The organism is Paenibacillus herberti, assembly GCF_002233675.1.
GTDB classification, from domain to species: domain Bacteria; phylum Bacillota; class Bacilli; order Paenibacillales; family Paenibacillaceae; genus Paenibacillus_O; species Paenibacillus_O herberti.
In genome coordinates, this window is the sequence record NZ_NMUQ01000004.1 from 283,476 (window position 1) to 307,866 (window position 24,391).

A 24,391-nucleotide genomic window follows, 5' to 3' on the forward strand; every position below is an offset into this window, starting at 1 on the left:
CTGCAAGGGTACAATAGCAGCATGACCACACTTAATGAAGGAGTGAAATGATATGGCAAATCGTGCGGAACTTGAAGAAAAAATTATCACTCGTCTGCATAAGGAGAAATATGGCGTCTTTTCCACAGTGGAGGAGGACAAACCCCGCTCCAGGTACATGGCCGTGTTTCATGATGGACTGACCGTGCTACTGTTGGCGGACCGCCGTTCCTATAAGGTTGATCAATTGGAGAACAATCCACATGCCAACCTGCTTCTCGGTATGGAAGGACATTTGTGGCCTAAGGACATCGTCGATATCCAGGGAAAGGCCAGCATTAGCAGCGACAAATCGATTATTCACGGCCTGTGGGAAAAGGATATGAACCGCTACTGGGACGGCCCAGATGATCCCAATATTGTAGTGCTGAAGCTTGAGCCGGACACGATCGTCCTGACCGAAGGACATAACAATGAGAGTGTATGGAAAAAAGACGGCAACTAAGCCCGAAGGGAAAATAGCCTGTGGCCCCTATGAGGCGGGCCTTCTGGGACAAGCTTTCTAGGCGACTCAGATCGAACGGCTTGGGCCATGGTCGGTAAGCTTTGCGAGAACCCGCGTCTGCTCATGGGGATGACGGGTTCTTTTCATTTTCTATAAGGTTCAGGTTATAACCAGCTATTCCTATTTGCAATTAGGCAGATTGCTCTGCTCCTTCTATAATTAAGCCTAATTCAAGGCAATTTCATACAGGAGGTTGAAGCATGAGCCAAAGTATTCGCAGCAGCAGCTTGGGTTATCCCAATATCGGGGCAGACCGGGAATGGAAAAAAACATTGGAAGCCTTCTGGTCGGGTAAAATTAGTGAGCAGAATTTCAATGAGGAAATGGAAGGAATTCGACTGGAGCGCCTGCGCCGTCAAAACGATTCCGGGCTCGGACTCGTTCCTGTAGGAGACTTCACCTATTACGATCGGATGCTCGATACGGCAGCTATGTTCGGCCTCGTGCCGCAGCGCTTCAGTTATGAGGGCGGACCCGTATCGCTGGAGCTATACTTCTCGATGGCGAGGGGCAATGCAGGAGCAACCGCTTGCGAAATGACGAAATGGTTCAATACGAACTATCACTATATTGTCCCAGAACTGAACGGTGCCAAGCCGAGCCTGACGGCTAATCTGCCGCTGCAAGCCTATGTAGAAGCCCGCGAGAAGCTTGGCATCCAAGGCAAGCCGGTACTGATCGGACCGCTCACCTTCCTTAAGCTGTCCAAAGGCTACAACGCCGCCAGCGAAACGGATGCCTGGCTGGATCGCCTCATTCCGCTGTACGGCCAAGTACTGGCCGAACTGCAAGCGGCAGGCGCGCAATGGGTGCAGCTTGATGAACCTTCCATCGCTGGCGATCTGGGAGCAGACGACTGGCAGCGACTGCAGCGCATCTACACGGAGCTGGCTGCGGCTGCGCCGGAACTTAAGCTGATCGTGCAGACTTACTTTGACGCACCGGACAACTATGCGGCGCTCGTCTCCCTGCCCGTAGCGGGCATCGGGCTGGACTTCGTCCATGATCGCGGCCGCAACCTGCAAGCCGTGCTCGGCCAAGGCTTCCCGGCCGGGCTGACACTGGCCGCTGGCGTACTTGACGGACGCGGCATCTGGCGCGCCGATCCCGATGCGGCGCTGGCGCTCGTCCGCGAGCTCGCGGCCGTCGTCCCAGCCGACCGGCTCCTGCTGCAGCCATCCTGCAGCCTGCTGCATGTACCGGTCAGCCTCGCCGGCGAAGGGGCGCTTGGCGCCGCGCTGCAAGGCGCGCTTGCCGGCGCAGACGAAAAGCTCGCCGAGCTGGCGCTGCTCGCTGAAGCCGCCGGGCTCAGCGCTGCCGAGCTGAGCGCAGGCGCAGGGCGCGGCGCGGCCGCGGCGGCCGGCTTCGCCGCAGGCCGCCAGGCGCTCGCCGCGCTGAACGCGTTGCCGCAGCGCGAAGCTGCTGCCGTCCGCGCCAAAGCCCGCTTGCTCGGCAGCAGCCGCGCCTCCCGCGCCAGCGGCTTCGCCGAACGCCGCCAGCTGCAGCAGCAGCGCTGGCAGCTGCCGTTCCTGCCGACGACAACGATCGGCAGCTTCCCGCAGACGGCGGAAATTCGCTCTGCCCGCGCCAGATGGCGCAAGGGCTCGCTGGACAACGCCGCCTACGAAACCTTTATCCGCGATCAGATCAACGACTGGATCTCGCTTCAAGAAGAGATCGGCCTCGACGTGCTTGTACACGGCGAATTCGAGCGTACCGACATGGTGGAGTTTTTCGGCGAAAAGCTCGCCGGATTCGCTTTTACAGCCAATGGATGGGTGCAGTCATATGGCTCCCGCTGTGTGAAACCTCCCGTCATCTACGGAGATGTCGACTTCGTTGAGCCGATGACGGTCAAAGAAACCGTCTATGCCCAGTCGCTTACCGACAAGCCGGTGAAGGGCATGCTAACCGGACCGCTCACAATTCTCAACTGGTCCTTTGTCAGGGATGATCTTCCCCGCAGCGAAGTGGCGCTGCAAATCGCGCTCGCGCTGCGCAAGGAAGTCGAGGAGTTGGAGAAATCCGGAATCGGCATGATTCAGGTTGATGAACCCGCGCTGCGTGAAGGACTTCCGCTCAAGAAAAGCCGCTGGCCGGAAGAGCTGAAAGCTGCCGTGGACGCCTTCCGCCTAGCCACAACCGGTGTGGCGGATACAACGCAAATCCATACCCATATGTGCTACTGCGAATTTTCGGATATTATCGATACAATCCGCGACCTGGATGCTGACGTCATTTCTATCGAGACATCCCGCTCCCATGGCGAGCTGATCCATAGCTTTGAAGAGAACATATATGAGAAAGGCATCGGGCTCGGCGTTTACGACATCCATAGCCCTCGGGTTCCATCTGTTGAGGAAATGGTAGCGATGATCGAGCGCTCGCTGCGCAGCCTGGATCCGGAGCTGTTCTGGATTAATCCAGACTGCGGCCTCAAAACCCGTGGTAAGGAAGAGACTGCTGCTTCCCTCAATCATATGGTCGCCGCTGCGCGTGAGGTCCGTGCGAACCGTGTCGAATCGAGTCACATTAACTAATGAAGGACTTACTCTCTCCTCTCTTCCCGCTCTTTTTTCTAATTAAATCCAGATAATAAACTGATTTTTCTGCCATTTGAAGATAACTTCAAAGGAAAAAAGTCAAGGCTGCCAGCCAATTCCGCGCTTTGCGGTGAAGTTGGCCGTCTTTTTGTTCGCTTTATGAAGAATAAAAAATCGTTAATAGCGAAATAAATTTTAAAAATGATGATAAAAATAGTACAAATTTCCCGGAAATTTTCCGATATAAGAGTCAACTAGGTCATTGGACTTGTATATTAAGGAAAGGGAGTTTGCTATGAGCACAACCAGCACTTACGACAAAGCTACGCACCGCATTCAAAGCAATCTGGAAACTCTGATCCGCCAGTATTTCATTGACGAATCGACAAACACTCTTCTTCCCATCCGATCCTACACGGAGCTGAGCAGTGACGCCAAAAGACTATACAAACCGCTGACAAAAGGCGCTTTGGCACGTTTGGCTGGCGTAAGACCTAATGTAATTACAGAAATTTGCCATCTGCAGCGCGGTACACTCAACATCTATCATCTGAGCTCAATCGCTGAGGCGCTCAAGATCAAAAACATCAACGATATCATCGAATTGAGGTAAGCGCCTTCCTGCTTTAGCGGCATAACAAAAACTCCTGATGTTCATCAGGAGTTTTTGTTATGCCGCTATACTTCCACTCGCAACGGGATCACCTTTAATCTCCCGAAGCTTGGCGTCCCTTCAAGCTCCTTAGATCACCGAAGATTCAGCATCCTTTCAAGCCCCTTTATTCACCGAAGCCTCGCCATCTTTCAAGGCTCTTTCGCCCCAAACCGTACAGCCTCTTTCCTGTTCCTCCCCATTTCTTGTCCATACATAAATCCATCCTGTTCCTGCATAGTAGTCTGTGATGAGCCGGCAAACTGCGGCCAGAAAGGATTGCTGGGATGCCATTTGTAAACCGTTTCTTTCTCAACGACAATGGTGCCATCACTTACACGGGCAACACTCTTGGTCTTAGCAGATCCGATACGGTTGGTGTTCCCGGCACCGTTGACAGTATCGGAGCTTTTGTCACGATCGACACAAGCCAAACTTTCGGCGCGTATCCTCCTGGAACGACTGGAGACTACACGTTAGACAGTTCGTCAGCTATACTTCAGCTGCCGCTTGGCAGCACAGTCCTCTATGCAGAGCTTATCTGGGGAGGCATGTACATCAATCAAGGGGTTGATCTCAGCGCATTCATCGACAACCCCGTCAGCTTCACCACCCCTTCGGGCGCTTTCAACATCGCGCCCGATCCGGCGACCAACTTTGAAGTGCTGCTGTCGAACACCCCGCCCTTCGATCCCGCTTTCGCCTATGTCCGCTCAGCTGACGTCACCACCATCATTCAGGCTGCTGGGGCTGGCACCTATACTACAGGCGGCGTTGTCGGCACCATAGTCGTTCCGGACCCAACTTCCAACCATGCGATGTGGACGCTGGCCGTAGTTTACAGCAACGCGTCCCTGCCGTTACGCAATTTGTCCATCCGCGTCGGGGCGGATGTCATTTTGGCTACTTCTGGACCTGTCGATACCGTTATTAGCGGATTTGCCACACCGTTTATGGGACCTCTCGATGGAAGAGCTTTGATCAGCGCCCAAGAGGGCGATGCGAACAAGACAGGAGACATGACTTTATTCGGTCCAGACATTGGAACATTAACCGCCCTTTCCGGCCCGAACAACTTTTCCAATAATTTTTTTGCCTCACAGATCAACGACGACGCCGGCATGCTTGATATGAGTGGGACATTCGGCACCCGCAATCAGATCAATGGCGATCCTGGCTCAGATATTATCGGCGGCAGGCAAGGATACGATGTTACCAATGTCAGTATTGCGGGAACGCTGCAAAATGCGCAAACGACGGCTGTTTTCCGCTTGACCACCAATGGAGACGGTTATTTGGTTGACTCGATCGGACTGCAGATCAACATTCAAAAGCCAATCATTACTATTGTCAAATCGACTCCAGCAACGGATGCCGTTGTAGGAGATATCATCACCTATACGCTAACCGTCGAAAACATAGGCGAAGTAGACGCTACTGGCGTACAGGTCACGGACAGCATCGATGAGACCTCTTCAGTGTTCGTGCCGGGAAGCGTGACGCTTAATGGGGTTTCCGTTCCGGGAGCTGATCCTGATACCGGAGTGACCGTCGGCACGTTCACTCCGGGGGAAATTGCCCTCATTACCTTCCAGTACCAGGTGACCGCAGTCCCATTCGGAGGCGAACTGGACGATCAAGGGTTCGCCGCTTACACCTACCAGCTTACACCGGATTCGCCGATCATATCGACCTTTGTCCCCTCTAATATTATCCAAATCCCGGTATATCAGCCGATTGTTGGACTGGTAAAGAGCGCCGATATGTCCACAGCTTTTATCGGCGATACGGTAACGTATACGCTAGTTGCGTCCAATACCGGCAATATTAGCATCATGAATGCCGTCATTACGGACCCGCTGCCTGTCGGAAGCAGCTTTATTGCGGGAAGCGTAACCGTTGGCGGCGTCTCCGTACCTGCTGCTGATCCAACAACAGGTATATCGGTTGGTACGATCGGTATCAACTCATCGGTCACGGTGACCTTTCAAGTACTAGTTACTGCGGAACCTCCGGGCGGGAATCTCGTCAATCAATCGACCATTAGCTATACCTATCAGCCGCCGGATGGGCGTATTATAGTAGGCTCAACGCCATCCAATCAGGTCGTCATCCCTATCGTGACGCCCCCGGACTCTCCCGATGTTGAGATCATCAAAGTCGGTCTTCCAAATAGCGGCATCGTCGGAGATATTGTCACTTATACGATTACCGCCACAAACAACAGTATTGCGGCTGTATTCAACGCTGTGCTGACCGACATCATCCCAAGCAGTTTCGCTTTTGTGCCCGCATCCGTCACAATTAACGGCGTTCCGAGCCCAGCAGCGGATCCCGCCGCGGGCATTCCGATTGGCACTTTGCTTATCGGCCAGTCGGTTATGGTTGCCTTCCAGGTGCAAATCGTATCCGTGCCTGACACGCCGGTCGTATTTAATCAGGCTTCGCTTACGTACGATTTTATCGGCAATCCGGTAACTACACCGTCTACACCAGGAGGCGTCACTGTCCTCCAGCCCGTTATTGGACTTCTCAAACGCGCTTCCGTAACAGTCGCCTCAGTCGGGGATACGGTCAATTACTCTGTCACAGTGACGAATACAGGCAATTTGGCGGCAAACGTAACGTTGACAGACCCGCTTAATGCCTTTAGCAGCTTTGTTCCGGGCACCGTGCGAATTAACGGAACTTTGACGCCAGCCGCTAATCCCGGCGCCGGTGTTCCTCTGGGATCGATAGCTCCTGGCGGTTCCGTCCTCGTCTCCTACGACGTGCTGCTGACCAGTTCGCCGCCAAGTGGATTTTTCGACAACCAAGCTTCGGCCGCTTTTACGTTCCAATCTCCATCTGGCGCAACCGGCAGCGGCTCGTCGTTATCCAATATCGTGCGAATCGCGGAAACGAGTCCTCTGCTAACCGTGGTGAAATCCGCGTCAGAGCCATTCGGACTCGTTGGAGATATCGTCACCTTTACGGCTGTCATTACCAATGCATCCGCAGGCCCGATCACAAACACAGTTGCTGTCGATAATTCAACATCTGGCACGGACTTCGTGCCTGGCAGTCTGACGATTGATGGCGTTCCTTCAGCTGGCAATATCCGCATAGGAGTCAACCTTGGCACACTTGTGGTTGGTCAAGTCGTCGTGCTCACCTACCAAGAGGTCATTCTGCCGCTGCCCGAGCCTTCTTATGAAGTTGATGACGTTATTACGGTCACCTTTACTCAAGACGGCGTGACCCACACCTCGCTGTCCAATATTGTTGCTATTACCGTCTTCCGGCCTAGCGCCACCTCGACCAAAAGTGCGCAGGAGCCGTTTGCCTTCGTTGGTGACGAGATTCATTACCAAGTCACCATTACGAACACAGGCAATTTGAATGCGGGTGTAACCTGGAATGACATGCTGCCAGAAGGAACTGTTTTTGTAGAAAACAGCCTGAAGCTAAATGGCGTTCCCGTCCCTGGCGTGAATATGTATACGGGCGCGTTTATCGGTACGGTGGAGGCACATTCAACGGCCATCGTTACCTACAAACTTAAAGTGGTCTCCTACCCGCCTTCGGGGCAGGTAGTCAATCAAGCACAGCTTTCCCTTCTGTATATACTGCCGAACGGGCGAACTCTCACGGATGTCATAATGACAAATCCGGTTACGGTGCCGATTCTTACCCTTGCGTTGCTCACCAAAACAGCCAGCTCAAGCAGCGTCGTCGTCGGAAACACGATTTCCTTTGAGCTGACCGTATTCAATCCTAACGTCAATCCGATCGCTAACGTCATCGTCCGGGATGAACTACCGCACGGACTCAGCTTTGTTCCTGGCAGTCTGAGCCTTAATGGAACTCCGTTGCCGAATACGACTAGTCTTGATAGCATTTCTATTGGCACTATTCCTGCCAAAGGAACGGCAACGTTGCGCTTCCTAGCTAAAGCGATTTTCGCACCGGCTAATCCGGTTGTCATCAACACCGCAACTGTAAGCTATGATCTGCTGCTTCCGAATGGAAGCCGCATCTCGCGTATTGGAGTTTCTAACCCGGTTCGGGTTGTCATCGAAGAGCATGAGGAGTAGGTTAAGGTATAATTTGCAACTACATGCTCTCTCCCCTTCAACTTTCTTTCTGTAGTAAAAAAGCACCTCGGAAAAGGCGATGGATTCCCATGCCTGCTCCGAAGTGCTTTATTTTTGCCATCTTAAAAATCAAATACAAAGTCCTCATCGCGCAGTGGCTCTACATTCAGCGTACGCACATAACCATTGCCCTTCTTGGAGAAGAAGTCATGCTGCTTCGTGCGTGTGCTGATGCCGTTGAACACGATCGGGTTGACGTCCTCTTCCTCGAAAACCGGATCTAGGCCGAGATTCATCAGCGCTTTGTTGGCGTTGTAGCGGACGAAAGTTTTGACCTCATTTTGCAATCCGATGCCCCTGTAGAGTTCATCGGTGTACAACTCCTCATTCTCGTGAAGCAACAACAGCAGCTCATTCAGCTCCTGCAGCGTTTCTGCTTGCTCTTGGCCGCTCAGCGAAGCATGCACTTCTTGAGCCAGTACTCCGACGTACAGACCGTGAATGCTCTCATCGCGCAGGATTAGGTCGATGATCTCGCCGCTGCTCGTCATCTTGCCCTGGCCAGCCAGATAGAGAGGGTAGAAAAAGCCGCTGTAGAACAGATAGCTCTCCAGCAAAACGGAAGCTGCCATCGCCATATACAGATCACGCGGCGTTTGAATGTTCTTGTAGTAACCGGAAATAATCGACGCCTTTTTTTGGAGCTGCGGATGTATTTCTACCCATTTGAATACCGCATCGATCTCTTCCGTGGAAGCCAGCGTCGTGAAGATGCTGCTGTACGACTTGGCGTGGATCTGCTCCATCATGCCCATGAAGCCGAGCACTGCTTTGCGCTGCAGCCCGTCCACATGCTCGAGCAACTTCGGCATACCGACGCCGCCTTGCACCGTATCCAGCAAGGTCAGCCCACCAAGCACCTTCATGTACGTGTCGCGCTCCTGGTCGTTCAGGTACATCCAGCTCATCTTGTCATCCGACAGCGGAATCTCCTCATCCGTCCAGAATTGCATCAGGTTCTGACTCCAAAAAGATGCCGTGAAGTCATCATCTGGACGGTTCCAGTTAACGGCGCGCAGTGGGGCTGCTGCCGGAGCGGCGGAGCCAGAGGCCGGTGCTTCCGGCATGGCTAGATCGATCGGTTTCATGGGTGGTTCCTCCTCTTATATGCCTGCGCGTCTTAAACTGCGCAGCTAACGCACTCTTCCACGCCGAGGCGGTTGGTGCGGGTATAGTACAGGGATTTGAGCCCTTTTTTGGCCGCATAGAGATAATAACGGGCCAGCTCACGTGTCGTCACATCACTATTGACATGAAGTACGGCCGAGATGCCTTGATCGACATGCTCTTGAATGTCTGCAATCAGGTCGATGACCTTGAACTGATCCATCGCGTAGGCAGACTTGTAATAGAAGAAGTTGTCCTGCGACAGGAAAGGCATTGGATAGTAGGTCGTCGAGTTCGCGTAGGTGCGGGTCTCAATAGGCTCTACGATCGGCATGACACTGGAAGTTGCGTTCTGGACGTACGAAATGCTTTGCGTTGGCGCAATCGCCAAACGGTACGCATGGTACAGACCTTGACGAGCAACCTTCGACTTCAGCTCGGACCAGTCCTGAGGAGAAGGAATATAAATTCCCTCAAACATCTCCTTCACGCGGTCCGTAACGGGACGGTAATCCGTCTCCAGATAGCGGTCGAAGTACGTTCCCTTCGCATACTCGGAGCGATCGTAGTCGCGGAAGCGTTCGTTTTTCTCAGCCGCGATGTCCGAGCTCTTGTCCAGCGAGTAGAAGTTCAACATCATGAAGAAGGTACGGACAAAATCACGAGCTTCCGGGCTCTCGTAGGCGAGCCTCATCTTCGCCAGGTAGCCGTGCAAGTTCATAGCGCCGAGGCCGACGGAGTGCATCTCCTCGTTAGCTTTGACAACGCCTGGCGCGTTGGAGACGCGCGTCATGTCGCTGACCGAAGTCAGACCGGCGATGCCTTCTTGCACCGTCTCGCGGATTTTGCCATGCTGCATCACATTAGCGATGTTGAGCGAAGCCAAGTTGCAGCTGATGTCACGGCGAATCGTATCCGCCTCGCCAAAGTCGCCGATTTCGGATGTCTCTTGCAGCTGGTAGATCTCCGTGCACAGATTCGACATTTTGATCGAACCGATATCCTTCAGCGCATGGAAACGGTTGGCGTTGCTCTTGTTCATAATATATGGATAGCCGGATTCAAGCTGAATCGTAGCAATTTTGATAAGCATATCACGTGCGCCCATGATCAGCTTCTTCTTGACGGCCGGATTGGCCATCAGTTCGTCGTACATCTCGTCCAGATTTAGATCATCCAGATGAGTACCGTACGCCTTGAACACTGAGTAAGGAGCAAATACATGCAGCGGCTGATTGTCCTCCGCCAGCTTGTAGAAGCGGTTCGGTACGATTAGGCCGATCGACAGTGTTTTGAGGCGTGACTTCTCGTCGGCGTTGATCTTTTTGCTGTCGAGGAACTCCATGATGTCCCAGCCGAAAATGTTGTAATACGCTGCGCCGGAACCTTTCCGCTGGCCCATTTGATCCGCATAGGAGAAAGCATCCTCCATCAGCTTAAGCACCGGCATGATGCCTTTGGCTGCGCCCTCTACACCCTTAATCGGCTCACCGCGTCCACGCAGCTTGCTCAGATTAACGGCTACGCCGCCGCCAATTTTGGACAGCTGCATGCAAGTGGACAGGTTGTAGTTGATCGAGTTGAGAGAGTCGTCCATCTCTAGCAGGAAACAGCTGACCATCTCGCCGCGACGGCTCTTGCCGGCATTGAGAAAGGTTGGCGTCGCTGGTTGCAGGCGCTGCTCCATCATGGAAACGGCCAGAGACTTGGCGAGCCCTATGTCGCCGCGTCCGAGGTGAAGCGCCGTAACCGCCACGCGGTCCGGGTAATGCTCCAGGTACTGACTGCGGTCATTGCTGCGCATTGCGTAGTCCGTATAAAACTTGGATGCTGCCATATAGGAAGGGAATTCAAACTCCAGGCTATGCGCCAGCTCGTATACAGCCACGGCATCATCAGCAGAATAGAGCTTGTACATATCCTCGTAATAGTCGTTCTGAATCAAATAATCGATTTTTTCCTTGTGGTTGTTGAATGCCGGGCTCTTGGCACGGACTTCTTCCATGAATGCCGCAACGGCCTCACGATCCTTCTCCAACTTGAAAAATCCGTCTGCACCGCGTTTCATAATTTCGTTATTGAGCTCAATATGCCGCAAGTGGCTCCACCTCCCGCATGAATTGTTCTACATCGCGTGTCGTTCCCGACAGTTCGAATTTGCAGACGACCGGAACCTCGTAACGTTCCGAAACCTTATCCGCGCTGCCTGCAAAGCATGTTCCCCAGTTGCGGTTGCCGCTGGCCGACACTCCCCGCAAATAATCCCGATTCTTCTCCAAGAACGCATTAACTGCAGGAGGAACTTCTCCAAAACCAGTTGTATAAGTGACCAGTACGAAAGGCTCCTCAACCGTTGTCGATTCGTTAATCTGAACGGCGGGATAACCAAGCTTGCTCACGAATTTGCGCACGTTCCCGGTACGGGATGTATAAGCGATTAACACAGCGGTCCACTCCTTCTCTATAATTGTCCTGAACTTGCCTCTATGATGCTTGCCACTAGATGTAGTATCTGTTACCGAAACTATATAGGTTAACCGCTCCAGTGAAAAAAGCAGATTCCTGTCGATAAAACAACAAAAAACAAACCCGTATGGAGATTTGAACTTTTCCTCGTGGCTCCATCAGGCCTTAACTAGGTTGTCATGCGCGAGAGTGTTCTGGATGCTCTTGCTCCGCCTCATACCAGGGACAAGAGCATCCTGTGAAACGGTATCGCGCGCTGTCTGTGCGCTTCAGCGTCATTGTTGCGAATCTCTTGTCGAAAGACCCGTTCCAGAGAAATATCTTGTAGATTTTGGGTCTTGACAGCTCGTCCGGTTCATGCTTGCAAATCCCATATGTAGAGGCTAGGTGTTTAATTTACCTCAATATATTGTGGTTGTCAAGCCGATGAACTGCTATTACCCCCCAGATCAAGAGAGGAATCCAAACCCCTTAAAGCCACTTACGCACAGCTGTGAATAAGCAAAAAAGAGCCCGAATATCGGGCTCTTGATCTATTTTTCGTTGGTTATCCACAGCATTAAAGAGGCAGATTTGTGGATGAGTTTTTATCGACAGAATGCAATTTTTTTCGGTTCCGATACGCTTTTGTCACGCGAGTGGCTCCGAACATAAGACCAAGCGCGATCAAGAAGACAACGTACGACACAATCAAGATCCTGAGATCAGTACCCGGAAAAATAATGGAAGCGCTTAGAATGCCGAACATCCATATATGGGACAGGTTGCCGACAAGGGATGACCAGAAATACGGGACGATGCGGACCGGTGCAACAGCCGACATGAAGGAAATCAGGTTATTCGGCATAACTGGAATCGTCCTCAGCAAAATGACCATCCAGCCGCCGTACTGATCCAGAGAGGTCTGGTATCGTTCATAGCGCCCCATGCGCGTTTGAAAATAGCTCTGAACTTTGCCATAGAAAAAGTAGCGGAACAGCAGATAGACGGAAAGCGCCGCGACCGTGCCTGCCAACCAGCTCGCCAGCAGGCCGCCAGCAATGCCGAGGATAGATATATTAATTAAAATAATCGTGGCGAACGGGAAGATGCCAAACAGCCCCTGAACCACCGCGAGGGGAATCGTCAGCAGCAAGATGGCCGGCCCGTCCAGGCCGCTGGCCAGCACGAGAGCATCGATCAATCCGTTTATTCGATCAAACAACTGTAGTACCTCCTTCCACGGAGCTGATCCCAGTCCGCTTGAACATCTTACTATATTCGTGATGTTTCGAACAAAGTCATTTATTTCTACGTTCATGAAGGAAGAATGATTCAACTATAAAAAAATAAGCAAATAAGCTTCGCGAAACAGTCGCTTATTGGAAAAAAATAACCGCCCGGATAAACCGGACGGCTGAAAGGATGGCTATGGCCGCAGAAGATTAACTTCTGCTTGCAGCAAATGACTGTAATTGCTCACTTCGGCCTTCTGCGCCTCGTTTAACAAATTGTAGGCGGCTCTGGCGCGCTCAATGATCGGCCTAACATATTCTATCGGTCCATCCAACTTTATAAGGCTGATTATATAATTGACTATCTGTGGAGTAGCCTTTGGTATAGCTTGATATTCAAAGCGAACATAGCCGATTGGATTGTATCCTGCATCGAATAGATAAAGGATGCCTGGACTAAGCACTGGCGCTGGATTAGTCCCTATCGTTCCTAGAAAGCCATCAGGTAAAGACGCTCGGTACAAGATCTGCTTACGGGCGTCTTGAACAGTCGGCGCTAGAGGCTGTCCGCCAATCTGACCCGAGATATACCGAACGGCAGGATCTAACACGGCTAGATTTGCTAATAAACGCGTATAAGAAAACGCTTGAATAGCTGGCTGGCTTTGAAGCAAAGAGAGCATGGCATCATCTTCAAAGGCAATCACGGCTCCAGAAGCAGCAACTTCAGGCAACGGTGTAAAATCGTACTTATACTGTGTTCGGTCAGTCATCTGGCCTTCGACCTCCAAGGACAACCAAATGCTCCCCTTCAAAGACGCGTGCACCGGATAGCTGAATGGTAGATTAAATAAGAAAGGCACTTCAGGCGTAGGTAAAGGCACTCCAGGCGCAGGCAAGGAAGGCCAGTTAGATGAGGAACCTCGAGCCACATAATAGGGTTCCGTATCATCCTCAGAACCGTAGACATGAAGCGCAACTCCCTGGGTGATCCCTTGTATCATTCCGCCCGAAGGACTGAGTTTAATTCGGTACGGGCTATCGGTAAAAATGATATAACTTTCGAGGTTTCCGCTAGCTTTGGATTTCACGGTAATTTGGAGGACACCCGGAAATTCTGGACCAAAAGTGAATCTGTACTGTTTTCCTTGCACGGGAATAGTATTACCTGCACCGGTGCTTCCAGAGGATACATAGACATCCGAGAGTTCACTGTCGTAGTCAAGACTTATGACAATCTCTTTTCCCTCAAGAAGATGTAAACCTTTGGCATTATACTGCTTGACTGTAGGGCTAAACGGCACATTCAGCGTCATACCTGACAAAGACAATGACTTCAGTTGCTTAGCAGCTACTTCCTGTGAAAGGATTGATTCCTTCAGCTTCAGAGCCTGCGCAAGCACTGGGTAGCTGGAGACTTTCGCCTGCTCCTCGGGAAGAAGCGTTCCATACATCTGCTGGAGTTTGCCTAAGTATTCAAAATAGTTCATCGGTGCTGGTACAGGAAGCTGCTGAATCAGCTTCTCGAGTATGTCCGCCGTCAAATGTACTTTAACTTCAAGCGGTAAAATAGAATACCCGATGGGACGCTTGTCGGCATTGTAATAGTAAACAGTGAAATATCCACGGAAATCCTTAGGCTCGTTATCCCAGTAGGACATGAGCTCAGTCGAGGTTCCTTTCAGCTTATACAAATGTCCGGTATTCCATCCCGAAACTTCCGCATCTTCTATGCTTGGTGTGCGCGGCACATGAGATCCATTACTCCAGCCCACCCGTACAAATTCCGCCTCGGCCGGTGAAGGAGACAATGGATCAAGATTAAGCTCGACCCCGTAGGTGAACTGAATATTGGCCGCTTCCATTTCCTCTTTTGTCATAGTACTCGCTTTTACACCGCCGCTGAGCTCTGCAAGCGCTCTAAAATCATACTCGACTTTTTGGCGCGGCTGCTCCGGCTGGCCCTGTTTTTGCAGGCTGATCCAAATTGATCCAGGATTTCCATTAAGCGCATCCTGCTTAATTTTATTTAAAGGACGGATACTAATGACCTTTCCGCTTGCAGATTGAGGTATAGCATAGACAGGAGCCGCATCCCCATCATTCGCGTAGACACGCAGCATATCCCCCTCTTCAATTCCTTTGCCTGCAATGTTTATAGAACCATCCGAGGTTATATGAGCATTTTCTGCGAGTGTCCAATCATACAAAACACGAACCCAGTACCCGTTCAGCATTTCGCCATCTTTTGATCCAAGTCTAATCAAAACGTCGACTTCCTGGCGTGCTTGCTGGCGGTAACGGACTTTGCCGTCAGAGTCCAGCTTCTTATCTTCAATAAGAATATCTCCGTAAGAGGTTCTAGCCGTCACCGAGATTTGAATATCCGGGTGGCTGGCCAAGGCTTTAACTTCCAAGTCGCCCGTAACAAAATCTACAGGAAGATAAACATCATACTCTACTTCCTTAGGATCGAATCCCGTCTTGTCAGAAGGAAACGGAGTAAGCGGGTAACCTCCAACAGAAAGCTCCGTTAACAAGGCTTCCGGAGCAACTGTTGGTGCTGGGCTGCCCGTTGGACTTGGCGTTGGTGATGGCGTTGGCGTCGGTGTCGGATTTCCAGGATTTCCTGGGAAGCCTGGGAAAAAGCCTCCTCCTCCTACAATCGGACTTGGGGTCGGACTTGGCTGCGAGCTTGGATTAGGCAGTACTTTTTTCGAAAGCGGCTCCTTTTCAAAAACAGAATCGGACACATCATGACGAAGGATTGCCTCATCAATGATGCCTTGGCCGGACATAAAAGTTTTGGCGTTCAGCAGCAGCTTAAGAATTCGACTGCCGTACTGGAGCGCAACTACAGAGCCTGCTGCATTCGGCTCAACGGTTACGGAACCAAGCTCGCTCTTTCCTTCTACAGAAAGACGTACAGCGGAACCGTCCTTCTCCACACGAACGTCGCTCAGCTGACTGTCCTTAACGTGAACGGAATGGACTCCTCCACCTCGTATGTATGTTTTCCCGGTAACTTTAACACCTGAAAGGAAAGCATCCCCTTCACCGATCGCCTTATCAAGGATAAGATCACCGCGAATTACCAAGTTCTGAAGCGTGACGCCGGACGCACTGATCTGTACGTTACCATTCACTTCCTGGCTGCCGGTTGAAGGACCGTACACGCCTGCCTTGTTATATTCTTTCGCAGGCGAATCCATCTTTACTGCTTTGCTAATTGCCGTTACGGCTTCCGCTCTCGTTAACTGGCCAGCCGGTCGGAAGCTGCCATCCGGATATCCTCCAAGTATGCCTTGTGAAGCTAATGCAGCAACATAAGATCGGCTCCACACTCCAAGGGCATCCTTGTCACTGAAAGTTGATTCAGCACCTGCGGAACCCTCCACATCGGAAGCTTTGGCAAGCATAACGGCAGCCTCCTGCCGAGTCACTTTGCCGGAAGGGCGGAATGTTCCGTCCTCGTAGCCATTCACATAGCCAGCATATACGGCTGTTGCTACTGTGCTGTAATCCCAGCTTTCCTTTTTGACATCCTTGAATGCAAGCGCTGGAGCAGCAGTTGCTTCCTTGCCAAAAGCCCGGTTGATAAGCGCAGCGAGCTCGCTGCGCTTTACCGGTTGATCTGGGCGCAGCTTGCCATCACCATAACCGGACAGCCATCCTGAGTCGACCCAAAGCTGCAGCTGCTGCTCTGCCCAATGTCCCTTAATGTCGTTGTATCCTCCGGCATTTCCGGGTTTAGGTTCCACTGCTGCAGCTCCATTTACCGCTTGTCCACCTGAGCCGGCTGCAAGTAATACAACGAGACTCGTCGCCACCCACTTTTTAACACGTTTAAGTCTGTTTGACATAACTGAGACCCCCGTCTAGACATCAATAATTTCTCTTCCATGCTTGGTTATACCACCGCACCCGCATTCTGGCAATGAGTTTATCTGATAGTAAAAATAAGAGGGAAAACGAGATAAAACCCGTCCATGAACGGACGGGTTTTATCGGGGTTGCTTAAACTTGTGATGCTGTTGTCGAAGACTCAACTCGCCCCGACAGATCGGTATTAATGCGCCGACCTTTGATGCCAAAGTAGAGTGCTGTCGCTGCCAGAGCAATCGCTGCATAAATGCCGAGATAGCCAAGCTGATCATAAACGACGGAGGCATCGCCGTTGCTCGCAATAGCAGCTTTAAGTCCGGTTATACTATGCGACATTGGCAACCACGGATGAACCGCCTGCATCCAAGATGGCAGCAGTTCAACCGGAAACGTACCTGCACTAGATGTCAGCTGCAAAATCATCATCATTACAGCGATAAATCGACCCACTTGATCGCCCCAAGTAACCAGCGCTTGAATGATGAAGGTGAAGGCAAGGCTCGCCGCAAAAATTAAAGCAACAAATAGCGGTACGTTGCCAACATCGAGCTTAAGTCCGTACAGTAGAATCAGTATGGCGACTGCCGACTGACTAAGACTCATCAGTAAATAGGTAACCGTGCGGCTCAGGAACCGTCCAAGCCTTGTCGTATTGGGCTGGAATGATTCCCTCGACGAGATGACAGTTGTAAAGAACAGTGCACCAACAAATAGTGCTATTGAAATAAAGTAAGGTGCGATGCCCATGCCATACTTTTCAATTTTGCGCGTTTCATTCTCTTTAATTTTCACCGGATCGGCAAACATCGATACTGTTTCGTCGCTGTTTTTAACGTCAGCCGTTTTACCAGCCGCTTCGCCAAGCTTGCCCTGCAGCTCGCCAGAGCCATCTACTAGTTTGCTCGCGCCGTTTTCCAGCTCACCGGCGCCGTCTTCCAGCTTCACTGCTCCATCCGCGACCGTGCCAACTCCTCCAACAAGCTGGCCGAGTCCGTTCGTAAGCTGCAAGGCGCCGCTGCTGGCGGTTTTTGCGCCGCTTGCAAGCTCGGCTCCACCGCTTGCGGCATCGGAGAGCTTACTGCCGAACTGCGTCATGCCTTCGTTCAGCCCGTTTGTGCCTTTTTGCAATTGCTGTGCTCCTGCAAGCAATTGCTGCTGGCCTGCACTCAGTTGCGTGCTTCCCTGCAGTAGCTGCTGCTGCGCGGCATCCAGCGAGGATGCACCAGTCAGCAGCTGTTGCTGACTGGCTGCAAGCTCGCTGCCGCCAGCTGTCAGCCCCTTCTGCGCCGCGCTCAGCCCGGCGCTGCCTTCGGCAAGCTGCCGGCTGGCCGCGAGCAGCTTTTTACCCTGCTCGCTCTCCGCCAGCTGCGGATTCGCCCCCATCAAAGAATCAAGCCCAGCAGCAAGCTGCGCGGCTCCATCAGATACTTTGCCGCCGGCTTCCTCCGCCGCTGCGAGCGAATCCGCCAGCTTGGCGCTGCCTGCAGCCGATTGCTGCAAGCCTTCCGCCAGCTTGGTGCTGCCAGCTGCCGACTGCTCCAGGCTCTGCTGCAGCTTGGCGCTGCCTTCTGCCGAGGAGGTCAGCCCCGTAGCAAGCTGTGACGCCCCCTTGTCGGCTACCCCTGCTCCGGCGGCCAGTTGGCCGCTTGCTTGCTGCAGCTGCACAAGGCCTGAGGCAAGCGAGCCGCTTCCTTCCGCCAGCGAGCGCGTGCCGTCTTTCAGCAAGGCGGCGCCATCCGCCAGCGGCGATACGCCGTCCCTCAGCTCAGTCGTGCCCTCTGCCAGTTTGGCGAGGTTCGTTTTCAGCGTGGCGAAGCCATCATCGAGCTTCCCAGCCCCATCCTTCAGCTCGCCAGCTCCATCACGAGCATCGGCGAATCCGTCCGAAATCTCTTTAACCTGTGAAAGCATGCTGCGAGCATAAGCCTCGGTGATGCTGGCGTTCAGTTCAGCTCGGATGTCCTTTATCGCTGAGCTGCCGATCTGACCCGCGATGAAGTTATAGTCTCCGTTAGGCTCGAAAATAATTTCCGCTTGCTCGGGTTTATCGTTCATCAGAGTAGATGCCTTGCTCGAAAAGTCTTGCGGAATCGTAATCTGCATATAATATTCGTTAGCCTCTATGCCCTTAGCCGCCTGTTCAGCAGTTACAAAATCCCAGTCGAACTCCGCTTTATCCTTCAGCTCTGCGACGAATTCGCGGCCGACATCGAGCTGTTCACCCTCATAAACAGTTCCTTTATCCTCGTTCACCACCGCTACTGGAATCTTCTCCAGCTTGCCGTAGGGATCCCATGAGGCTTCAATTAAGAAGCCGCTATAAAGAATTGGGACAAATGCAACGGCGATGAAGGAAATGGCGAGCATTGGCTTCGTGAACATGACCTTCAGGTCTTTGCCAATGGTTTTCAATGCCTTCATGATAATTCTCGTCTCCTTTATGACTAAAAATCAAATTCGGTCATTTGGTCATAAACAACTTTATCACGCCTATTTCAAACTTGCAACTTCCAACCTTTCTCAGCTTATCCCCCGTATTTCTGTTAATTGATGAAACCCAAAATAGAGCTTGACCGTATAAAAAAGTTACGCCTGCTTCAAACTGACTGATATACTTATTCCGTTCTACAGTCACTGAGTCAATAATGGAGAACAAAATCAAGCGGAAACGCCTATCATAGGGGGCTTGCACAATGTCTATAGACCGGAGGGCAGAAGTCGTCCATGCCGCCGCCAAATCCTTCACCATGTTCGGTTACAAGGCTACGACTATGGATCAAGTGGCTCGAATCGCGCGTGTTGGTAAAGGGACGATCTATACTTTTTTTGATAATAAAGAGCAGCTGTTCGAGGAAATCATGAAGAACTTTGTCGCGGAAATTCTGGCGTTAGCTGAGAGGGCAATCGATCCCGGCAAGCCGTTTGCCGAAAATCTTCACCGCGCTCTGCTTGATGTGCTCAACTACCGCAAAGAACATGAGCTCATTTCCCGCCTCACAATGGAAATGAAAGAGATCGGTACGGCAGCAGCCGGATTCGGCATCCATATGATGGATGAAGCGCTGCTCGACTTCGTGGCAGAGGCCGTACAAGACGCCGTCGCCAAAGGGGAGCTCAAACCTTGCGATCCAAAGCTGACCGCCTATGTGTTGGTCAAGCTGTTCATTACGCTCGTTGTGGACTGGCCAGCTGTATCTGGACAGCCATTCAAGGAAAAAGATGTGATGCGGCTGTTCGAGCTGTATTTCCTAGATGGAATCTCGGAGACCTCCTGAAGCGCGAAACAATCCAGATTCAAAAAAAGGCCTTCGTTAACCGCATTGACGCGGTTCGCGAAGGCCTTTCCTGAATATATGCTAACTAAAGCTGGCTTAGTGGAACAGAGAACGGTACTCCCCATAACCCTCTTCTTCGAGTTGCGATACCGGAACGAACCGCAGCGCAGCCGAATTGATACAGTAGCGCAGGCCGCCCTTGTCCTTCGGACCATCATCGAACACATGCCCGAGGTGGGAATCAGCAACGGCGCTACGCACTTCTGTACGCAGCATGAAGAGCGTGGAATCCGACTTCTCTTTCACACTCGGCTTTGCCAGCGGCTTCGTGAAGCTCGGCCAACCACAGCCCGAGTCATACTTGTCCAGGGAGCTGAACAGCGGTTCGCCGGATACGATGTCTACGTAGATGCCTTCCTCTTTATGATCCCAGAACTCATTGCGGAACGGAGGCTCGGTGCCGTTATTCTGTGTCACTTCAAACTGCATCGGCGTCAGAGTGGCGCGCAGCTCATCCTCGTTTTTGTCCATTTTCCAATGCTGCTCAATGAACTTGTCGCGGCCAGAGCCTCTGCGGTACATCTTGTAGCGGAATGGATGCGACTTGTGATAGTCCTGATGATAATCCTCCGCCTCATAAAAAGGAGCGGCAGGCTCAATCGTGACGACGATCGGCTTGTCAAAGCGCCCGCTATCTTGAAGCGCCCTTTTGGACTCCTCGGCCAACTTGCGCTGCTCCTCCGAATGATAAAAAATAACTGGACGGTAGGAGTCACCGCGGTCAGCGAACTGTCCCATCGCATCGGTCGGATCGACCTGCTGCCAGTAAATGTCCAACAGCTTGGCGTACGGGAATACTTCCGGATCGTATGTGATCTGAACCGCCTCGGTATGACCGGTATTTCCTTGGCACACTTGGTCATAAGTCGGATTTTCTACATGCCCGGCCGTATAACCAGATACGATGCGAATAATTCCAGGAAGCTCCTCGAACGGAGATATCATGCACCAGAAACATCCACCGGCGAACGTCGCCAGCTGCTGATTATTTGTAGCCATATGCCTATCCCTCCCGGGTTGAAATTTAATAACAAAACTCGCTCCGCGAACAAATCCTTCTTTCGATCGCTGTTCTAGTCGCTTACTTCATTATAGCGAACATGGCGCTGTAATGTCCAAAATCTACTCCCTCAGCGCTTCTTGCAACCGCGTGTTCATCCCCTGGGTCGAGCCGCCAAGTCGGCGCCGCAACCGCTGCGCTTCCACGCCAAGACGCACCGCTTCGGCGGCAAAACGATCTCTCTCCGCTTCCAGCTCCGCGCATCTGGTTTTCAACTTAATAATCTCCTCTAACAGTTCCCCGATTTCAGCCTGGTCTCCCATCCTTAATCCCCTCTCCAGCCTCCCGGCCCATTTCGTCGAAATGCTCGCGCGACCCAGCTACATGAATCTCAGCCACGAGCGCCACAAAATCTGTAGGCTTGTCATCATCCGAAACCATCCGCTCGACACTCGCTGCCTCTTCCTCCGTAAGCATTCGCCCAACACTCATGGGCTTATCTTCCCCGATGATTCGCTCTAATCCCGCTGCCTCTTCCTCAACCTTGGCCCTAACCTCTTCCTCAACCCTCGGTACCTCCAGCAGCCGCTCCTTCAAGAACTCAGCCGCCAGTCTTAGCGAATGTTCGGCCTCCGGTAGCCAGCCCGGCATCATCGCCGTAAAATCATGAATCATCCCGTCATAACACCGATACTCTACCGGGACTCCGAAAGCCTGTAACCGCTCTGCATATAGCTTTCCCTGATCACGCAACGGATCAAGCTCCGCCGTAACGACCAGCGTTGGCGGCAGACCGCCAAGCTCCTCCGCGAGCAGCGGAGAAACATCCGGCAAAGAGCGTTCCCCTGGCTCCGCGTAGCCGTCTACGAACTGATGCAATAACCTTAGAGTCAGCAAGTACTCTCGGCCGTTCTCCCGCAGCGACGGCTGTGAAGTGGAACCGGGCCCATTCCCTCCAGTCAAATCGACCGCCGGGTAGAGCAGCGCTTGCGCTTTCACTTTCGGTCCTCCATTGTGAACTGAGCGCAGCGCGGTCACTGCCGCGATGTTGCCGCCAGCGCTTTCGCCAGCAACGGCGAGCCGTTCAGGGTCGCCGCCGAACTGACTGACATTCCGCGAAGCCCAAAGCAGCGCCTCATAAGCATCATCGGCTCCCTGAGGATAGGGATGCTCCGGGGCAAGTCGGTATCCGACCGACAGGAACAAACATCCGCTGAGCTGCGCCCAGGTCCCATTGTAACGATGGCGGACCCGATGGTCGCCGAGTGCGAACCCGCCGCCATGAAAATACAAAATGACCGGTAGAAGCAAAGCTTTCGCATCCGGGGATACGGCTTTCGGCCGATACCAGCGAACAGGAATGGTCCGCCCATTGACCGTCGGCAGCTCGAGATCGCCCCAATCGACGGCCTGGCCGGGAATTTTCAGGAAAGCGGCTACATCCAGCGCCTTCATGAACAGGCCCATCCGCCAGCGCATGCGTGAAAGAGGGCGGCCTGTCATCCATGAACCGGCATGCACCGCTGCCAGCAGCATGCGAATCGGTAGTGCCAGTCTACCGCCAGAAAGTTTACTCTTCCGCTGGACCTTGAACACGCTGGATCATCTCCGTTTTTAACTGCCATAGCTGCTTGCTGAACGAGACCGGGTAAGGCTCCGGATGCAGCTTACGCAAATACGGCTGACGGAACAGCGCCAGCTGGGCGCGATGATAGCTGCGGATCTCTTCCAAATTCGGAAGTGGCGCGACTAACTTCCCATCTCGAAATACCGAGCGTAGAAGCGGCACCGCCTCGTAACGGGACAGAACTGAGTTTACATAGGGATGAGCCGGATCAATGCGCTTCAGCGCTTTACCGCCGCTAACATCTTCTTCGCGTAGCGCCATGTAATCCCCGAGTGCATACCCCGTGTCAGGATCGATTAACCGGTGCACAGACTTGGCAGCGGGATTAGTTACCTTATCCAGATTGCCCGAGAGCTTGATAACTGGCTCATACCCTTTACCGCGGTCAATCGCGGCGAGCTTGTACACACCACCAAGCGATGGCTGGTCAGCAGCTGTGATGAGCTGAGTACCAACTCCCCATGTATTAATAGCCGCACCCTGTGCCTTGAGGTTCATCATGATATGCTCGTCCAAGTCATTGGAAGCCACGATGCGTACATTTGGAAACCCTGATTCATCCAGCATCCGGCGCGCCTCCTTGGACAGCACAGCCAGATCGCCGCTATCCAGCCGGATCGCTTGCATCTCCTTGCCCTTCGCTCTAAGCTGCCGAGCAACCTCGATCGCATGAGGTACTCCGCTGCCGAGCGTATCATAAGTATCAACGAGCAGCGTCACTCCGTCAGGCAACGCTTCGGCATAACGCTCGAATGCTTCCAGTTCGGAGTCATGCGCCTGTACCCAAGCATGGGCATGCGTCCCCTTCGCAGGAATGCCAAAAAGCAGGCCGGCCCGCATATTACTCGTAGCGTCAAATCCAGCAACATAAGCAGCCCGCGCTCCCCATACCGCAGCGTCCATCTCCTGGGCTCTGCGTGTGCCGAATTCAAGCAACGTATCATCGCCAGCCACCTGCTTAATACGGGATGCCTTGGTCGCGATTAGCGTCTGATAGTTAGCCATATTAAGAATGGCTGTTTCAACGAACTGCGCCTCCATAATACGACCCTCTACCCTTACAAGCGGCTCATTCGGAAATACGAGCGTCCCTTCCGGGACGGCGTCGATGCTACCGCTAAATCGAAAACGGCGCAGCTCATCGATAAATGCAGGATCGTATCGCTCCTCTTGCTGCTGTAAATAAACCAGCTCCTCTTCCGAGAAACGCAGCTCCAGAATGTAATCGACGATCCGTTGCAGGCCGGCAAACACGGCGTAGCCATTACCGAAAGGCAGCTTGCGGAAATACATTTCAAAAACGGCCCTGCGGTTATGGGTTCCCATTTTCCAATGGGCATACATCATGTTTATCTGATACTTATCGGTATGTAGAGCGATTGACGGCTCCATCGGTCTCCCCCCTTTCAAATCCGTCTTATGCGATTACAAGAAAGACAGCGTTCGCCTTCCTTCCATTTATACAACTTATGACAAATGCAAAAGCTGCGCCCAAAGGCGCAGCTATCCAGGCTACCGACTATTCGACAGGCTGACGGACCGGTTCGGCAGCAGGGTCTGCTGCTAAATCCGTAGACGCTCGGGATGGCATAGTCGTAAGCGAGTAGCCATGCGGCTCCGCTTTGAGCCCATCAAGCTCCCTTTGCAAAGCCTTTATTTGTCGTTGCAGCCGATAGGAGCGAATGATGCCGAACAATCCAACGCTCAATCCAGCAAGCAGAGCAGAACCGAGAACAACGAGGATCAGTGGCAAACTCGTCTGCACGAACAGGAAATTGACCTGTACCGGATCGACATTAATGACTGCGAATATAGCGATAATCAAGGCAAAGATTAGACCTGAGATAAGCAAACCTTGGGATTTCATATGCCAACCACCCTA

16 protein-coding genes are annotated in these 24,391 nt (G+C 52.5%); 5 read left to right on the forward strand and 11 right to left on the reverse strand.

From position 1 onward, the window contains the following. Positions 1-52 precede the first annotated feature (52 nt). From CGZ75_RS23900 to CGZ75_RS23915, 4 genes are all read left to right on the forward strand, one after another. Complete coding sequence (locus CGZ75_RS23900; RefSeq protein ID WP_089526933.1) at positions 53-484, forward strand: pyridoxamine 5'-phosphate oxidase family protein; 432 nt, start codon at positions 53-55, stop codon at positions 482-484. Positions 485-744: 260 nt separating this feature from the next. Next, the gene (gene metE / locus CGZ75_RS23905; RefSeq protein ID WP_089526934.1) at positions 745-3,084 is read left to right on the forward strand and encodes a 5-methyltetrahydropteroyltriglutamate--homocysteine S-methyltransferase; all 2,340 of its coding nucleotides are present in this window, start codon (positions 745-747) and stop codon (positions 3,082-3,084) included. A gap of 298 nt (positions 3,085-3,382) precedes the next feature. Then, positions 3,383-3,700 carry a hypothetical protein gene (locus tag CGZ75_RS23910; protein WP_089526935.1) on the forward strand — a complete coding sequence of 106 codons (318 nt, stop codon included), beginning with the start codon at positions 3,383-3,385 and terminating at the stop codon, positions 3,698-3,700. Positions 3,701-4,026: 326 nt separating this feature from the next. Continuing rightward, on the forward strand, positions 4,027-7,815 hold the full coding sequence (locus CGZ75_RS23915; protein ID WP_089526936.1) for a DUF7507 domain-containing protein: 3,789 nt from the start codon (positions 4,027-4,029) through the stop codon (positions 7,813-7,815). Between the two features lie 122 nt (positions 7,816-7,937). Here CGZ75_RS23915 and nrdF read toward each other — a convergent pair whose 3' ends face one another. The 6 genes from nrdF to CGZ75_RS23945 form a co-directional block, all read right to left on the reverse strand. Next, the gene (gene nrdF / locus CGZ75_RS23920; protein ID WP_089527000.1) at positions 7,938-8,894 is read right to left on the reverse strand and encodes a class 1b ribonucleoside-diphosphate reductase subunit beta; all 957 of its coding nucleotides are present in this window, start codon (positions 8,892-8,894) and stop codon (positions 7,938-7,940) included. Positions 8,895-8,995: 101 nt separating this feature from the next. After that, positions 8,996-11,080 carry a class 1b ribonucleoside-diphosphate reductase subunit alpha gene (gene nrdE / locus CGZ75_RS23925; protein WP_089526937.1) on the reverse strand — a complete coding sequence of 695 codons (2,085 nt, stop codon included), beginning with the start codon at positions 11,078-11,080 and terminating at the stop codon, positions 8,996-8,998. Beyond that, on the reverse strand, positions 11,067-11,426 hold the full coding sequence (gene nrdI, locus CGZ75_RS23930; protein WP_089526938.1) for a class Ib ribonucleoside-diphosphate reductase assembly flavoprotein NrdI: 360 nt from the start codon (positions 11,424-11,426) through the stop codon (positions 11,067-11,069). The genes nrdE and nrdI overlap by 14 nt, the downstream gene beginning before the upstream one ends. Positions 11,427-12,007: 581 nt before the next feature. Next, the gene (locus tag CGZ75_RS23935; protein ID WP_245851131.1) at positions 12,008-12,652 is read right to left on the reverse strand and encodes a TVP38/TMEM64 family protein; all 645 of its coding nucleotides are present in this window, start codon (positions 12,650-12,652) and stop codon (positions 12,008-12,010) included. Between the two features lie 204 nt (positions 12,653-12,856). After that, positions 12,857-16,525: an S-layer homology domain-containing protein gene (locus CGZ75_RS26315; protein ID WP_089526940.1), complete on the reverse strand. Its 3,669-nt coding sequence runs from the start codon at positions 16,523-16,525 to the stop codon at positions 12,857-12,859. A 154-nt stretch (positions 16,526-16,679) separates the two neighbouring features. Beyond that, positions 16,680-18,968, reverse strand: coding sequence for a YhgE/Pip domain-containing protein (locus tag CGZ75_RS23945; RefSeq protein WP_089526941.1), 2,289 nt, complete (start codon positions 18,966-18,968; stop codon positions 16,680-16,682). A 272-nt stretch (positions 18,969-19,240) separates the two neighbouring features. Between CGZ75_RS23945 and CGZ75_RS23950 the strand changes: the two genes are divergently transcribed. Continuing rightward, positions 19,241-19,822 carry a TetR/AcrR family transcriptional regulator gene (locus CGZ75_RS23950; RefSeq protein ID WP_089526942.1) on the forward strand — a complete coding sequence of 194 codons (582 nt, stop codon included), beginning with the start codon at positions 19,241-19,243 and terminating at the stop codon, positions 19,820-19,822. A gap of 96 nt (positions 19,823-19,918) precedes the next feature. On the opposite strand, the gene msrB is transcribed toward CGZ75_RS23950, so the two are convergent. The 5 genes from msrB to CGZ75_RS23975 all read right to left on the reverse strand — a co-directional run bounded on the left by msrB (position 19,919) and on the right by CGZ75_RS23975 (position 24,376). Further along, on the reverse strand, positions 19,919-20,881 hold the full coding sequence (msrB, locus tag CGZ75_RS23955; RefSeq protein ID WP_089526943.1) for a peptide-methionine (R)-S-oxide reductase MsrB: 963 nt from the start codon (positions 20,879-20,881) through the stop codon (positions 19,919-19,921). Between the two features lie 123 nt (positions 20,882-21,004). Further along, positions 21,005-21,157 (reverse strand): hypothetical protein, encoded by a 153-nt coding sequence (locus CGZ75_RS25515; RefSeq protein WP_176445003.1) that lies wholly within the window; start codon positions 21,155-21,157, stop codon positions 21,005-21,007. Positions 21,158-21,188: 31 nt separating this feature from the next. Then, positions 21,189-22,478: an alpha/beta hydrolase gene (locus tag CGZ75_RS23965; protein WP_089526945.1), complete on the reverse strand. Its 1,290-nt coding sequence runs from the start codon at positions 22,476-22,478 to the stop codon at positions 21,189-21,191. After that, positions 22,453-23,901 (reverse strand): nicotinate phosphoribosyltransferase, encoded by a 1,449-nt coding sequence (locus CGZ75_RS23970; RefSeq protein WP_089526946.1) that lies wholly within the window; start codon positions 23,899-23,901, stop codon positions 22,453-22,455. The genes CGZ75_RS23965 and CGZ75_RS23970 overlap by 26 nt, the downstream gene beginning before the upstream one ends. 127 nt (positions 23,902-24,028) lie before the next feature. Further along, positions 24,029-24,376 (reverse strand): LapA family protein, encoded by a 348-nt coding sequence (locus CGZ75_RS23975; protein ID WP_089526947.1) that lies wholly within the window; start codon positions 24,374-24,376, stop codon positions 24,029-24,031. Positions 24,377-24,391: the final 15 nt, after the last annotated feature.

Bases quoted from the DNA above. Each gene is read 5' to 3' on its own strand.
- CGZ75_RS23945 (WP_089526941.1), bottom strand. From the start codon at position 18,968: ATGAAGGCATTGAAAACCATTGGCAAAGACCTGAAGGTCATGTTCACG.
- CGZ75_RS23910 (WP_089526935.1), top strand. From the start codon at position 3,383: ATGAGCACAACCAGCACTTACGACAAAGCTACGCACCGCATTCAAAGC.
- CGZ75_RS23970 (WP_089526946.1), bottom strand. From the start codon at position 23,901: ATGGAGCCGTCAATCGCTCTACATACCGATAAGTATCAGATAAACATG.
- CGZ75_RS23975 (WP_089526947.1), bottom strand. From the start codon at position 24,376: ATGAAATCCCAAGGTTTGCTTATCTCAGGTCTAATCTTTGCCTTGATT.
- msrB (WP_089526943.1), bottom strand. From the start codon at position 20,881: ATGGCTACAAATAATCAGCAGCTGGCGACGTTCGCCGGTGGATGTTTC.
- CGZ75_RS23900 (WP_089526933.1), top strand. From the start codon at position 53: ATGGCAAATCGTGCGGAACTTGAAGAAAAAATTATCACTCGTCTGCAT.
- CGZ75_RS23950 (WP_089526942.1), top strand. From the start codon at position 19,241: ATGTCTATAGACCGGAGGGCAGAAGTCGTCCATGCCGCCGCCAAATCC.
- CGZ75_RS26315 (WP_089526940.1), bottom strand. From the start codon at position 16,525: ATGTCAAACAGACTTAAACGTGTTAAAAAGTGGGTGGCGACGAGTCTC.
- CGZ75_RS23915 (WP_089526936.1), top strand. From the start codon at position 4,027: ATGCCATTTGTAAACCGTTTCTTTCTCAACGACAATGGTGCCATCACT.
- metE (WP_089526934.1), top strand. From the start codon at position 745: ATGAGCCAAAGTATTCGCAGCAGCAGCTTGGGTTATCCCAATATCGGG.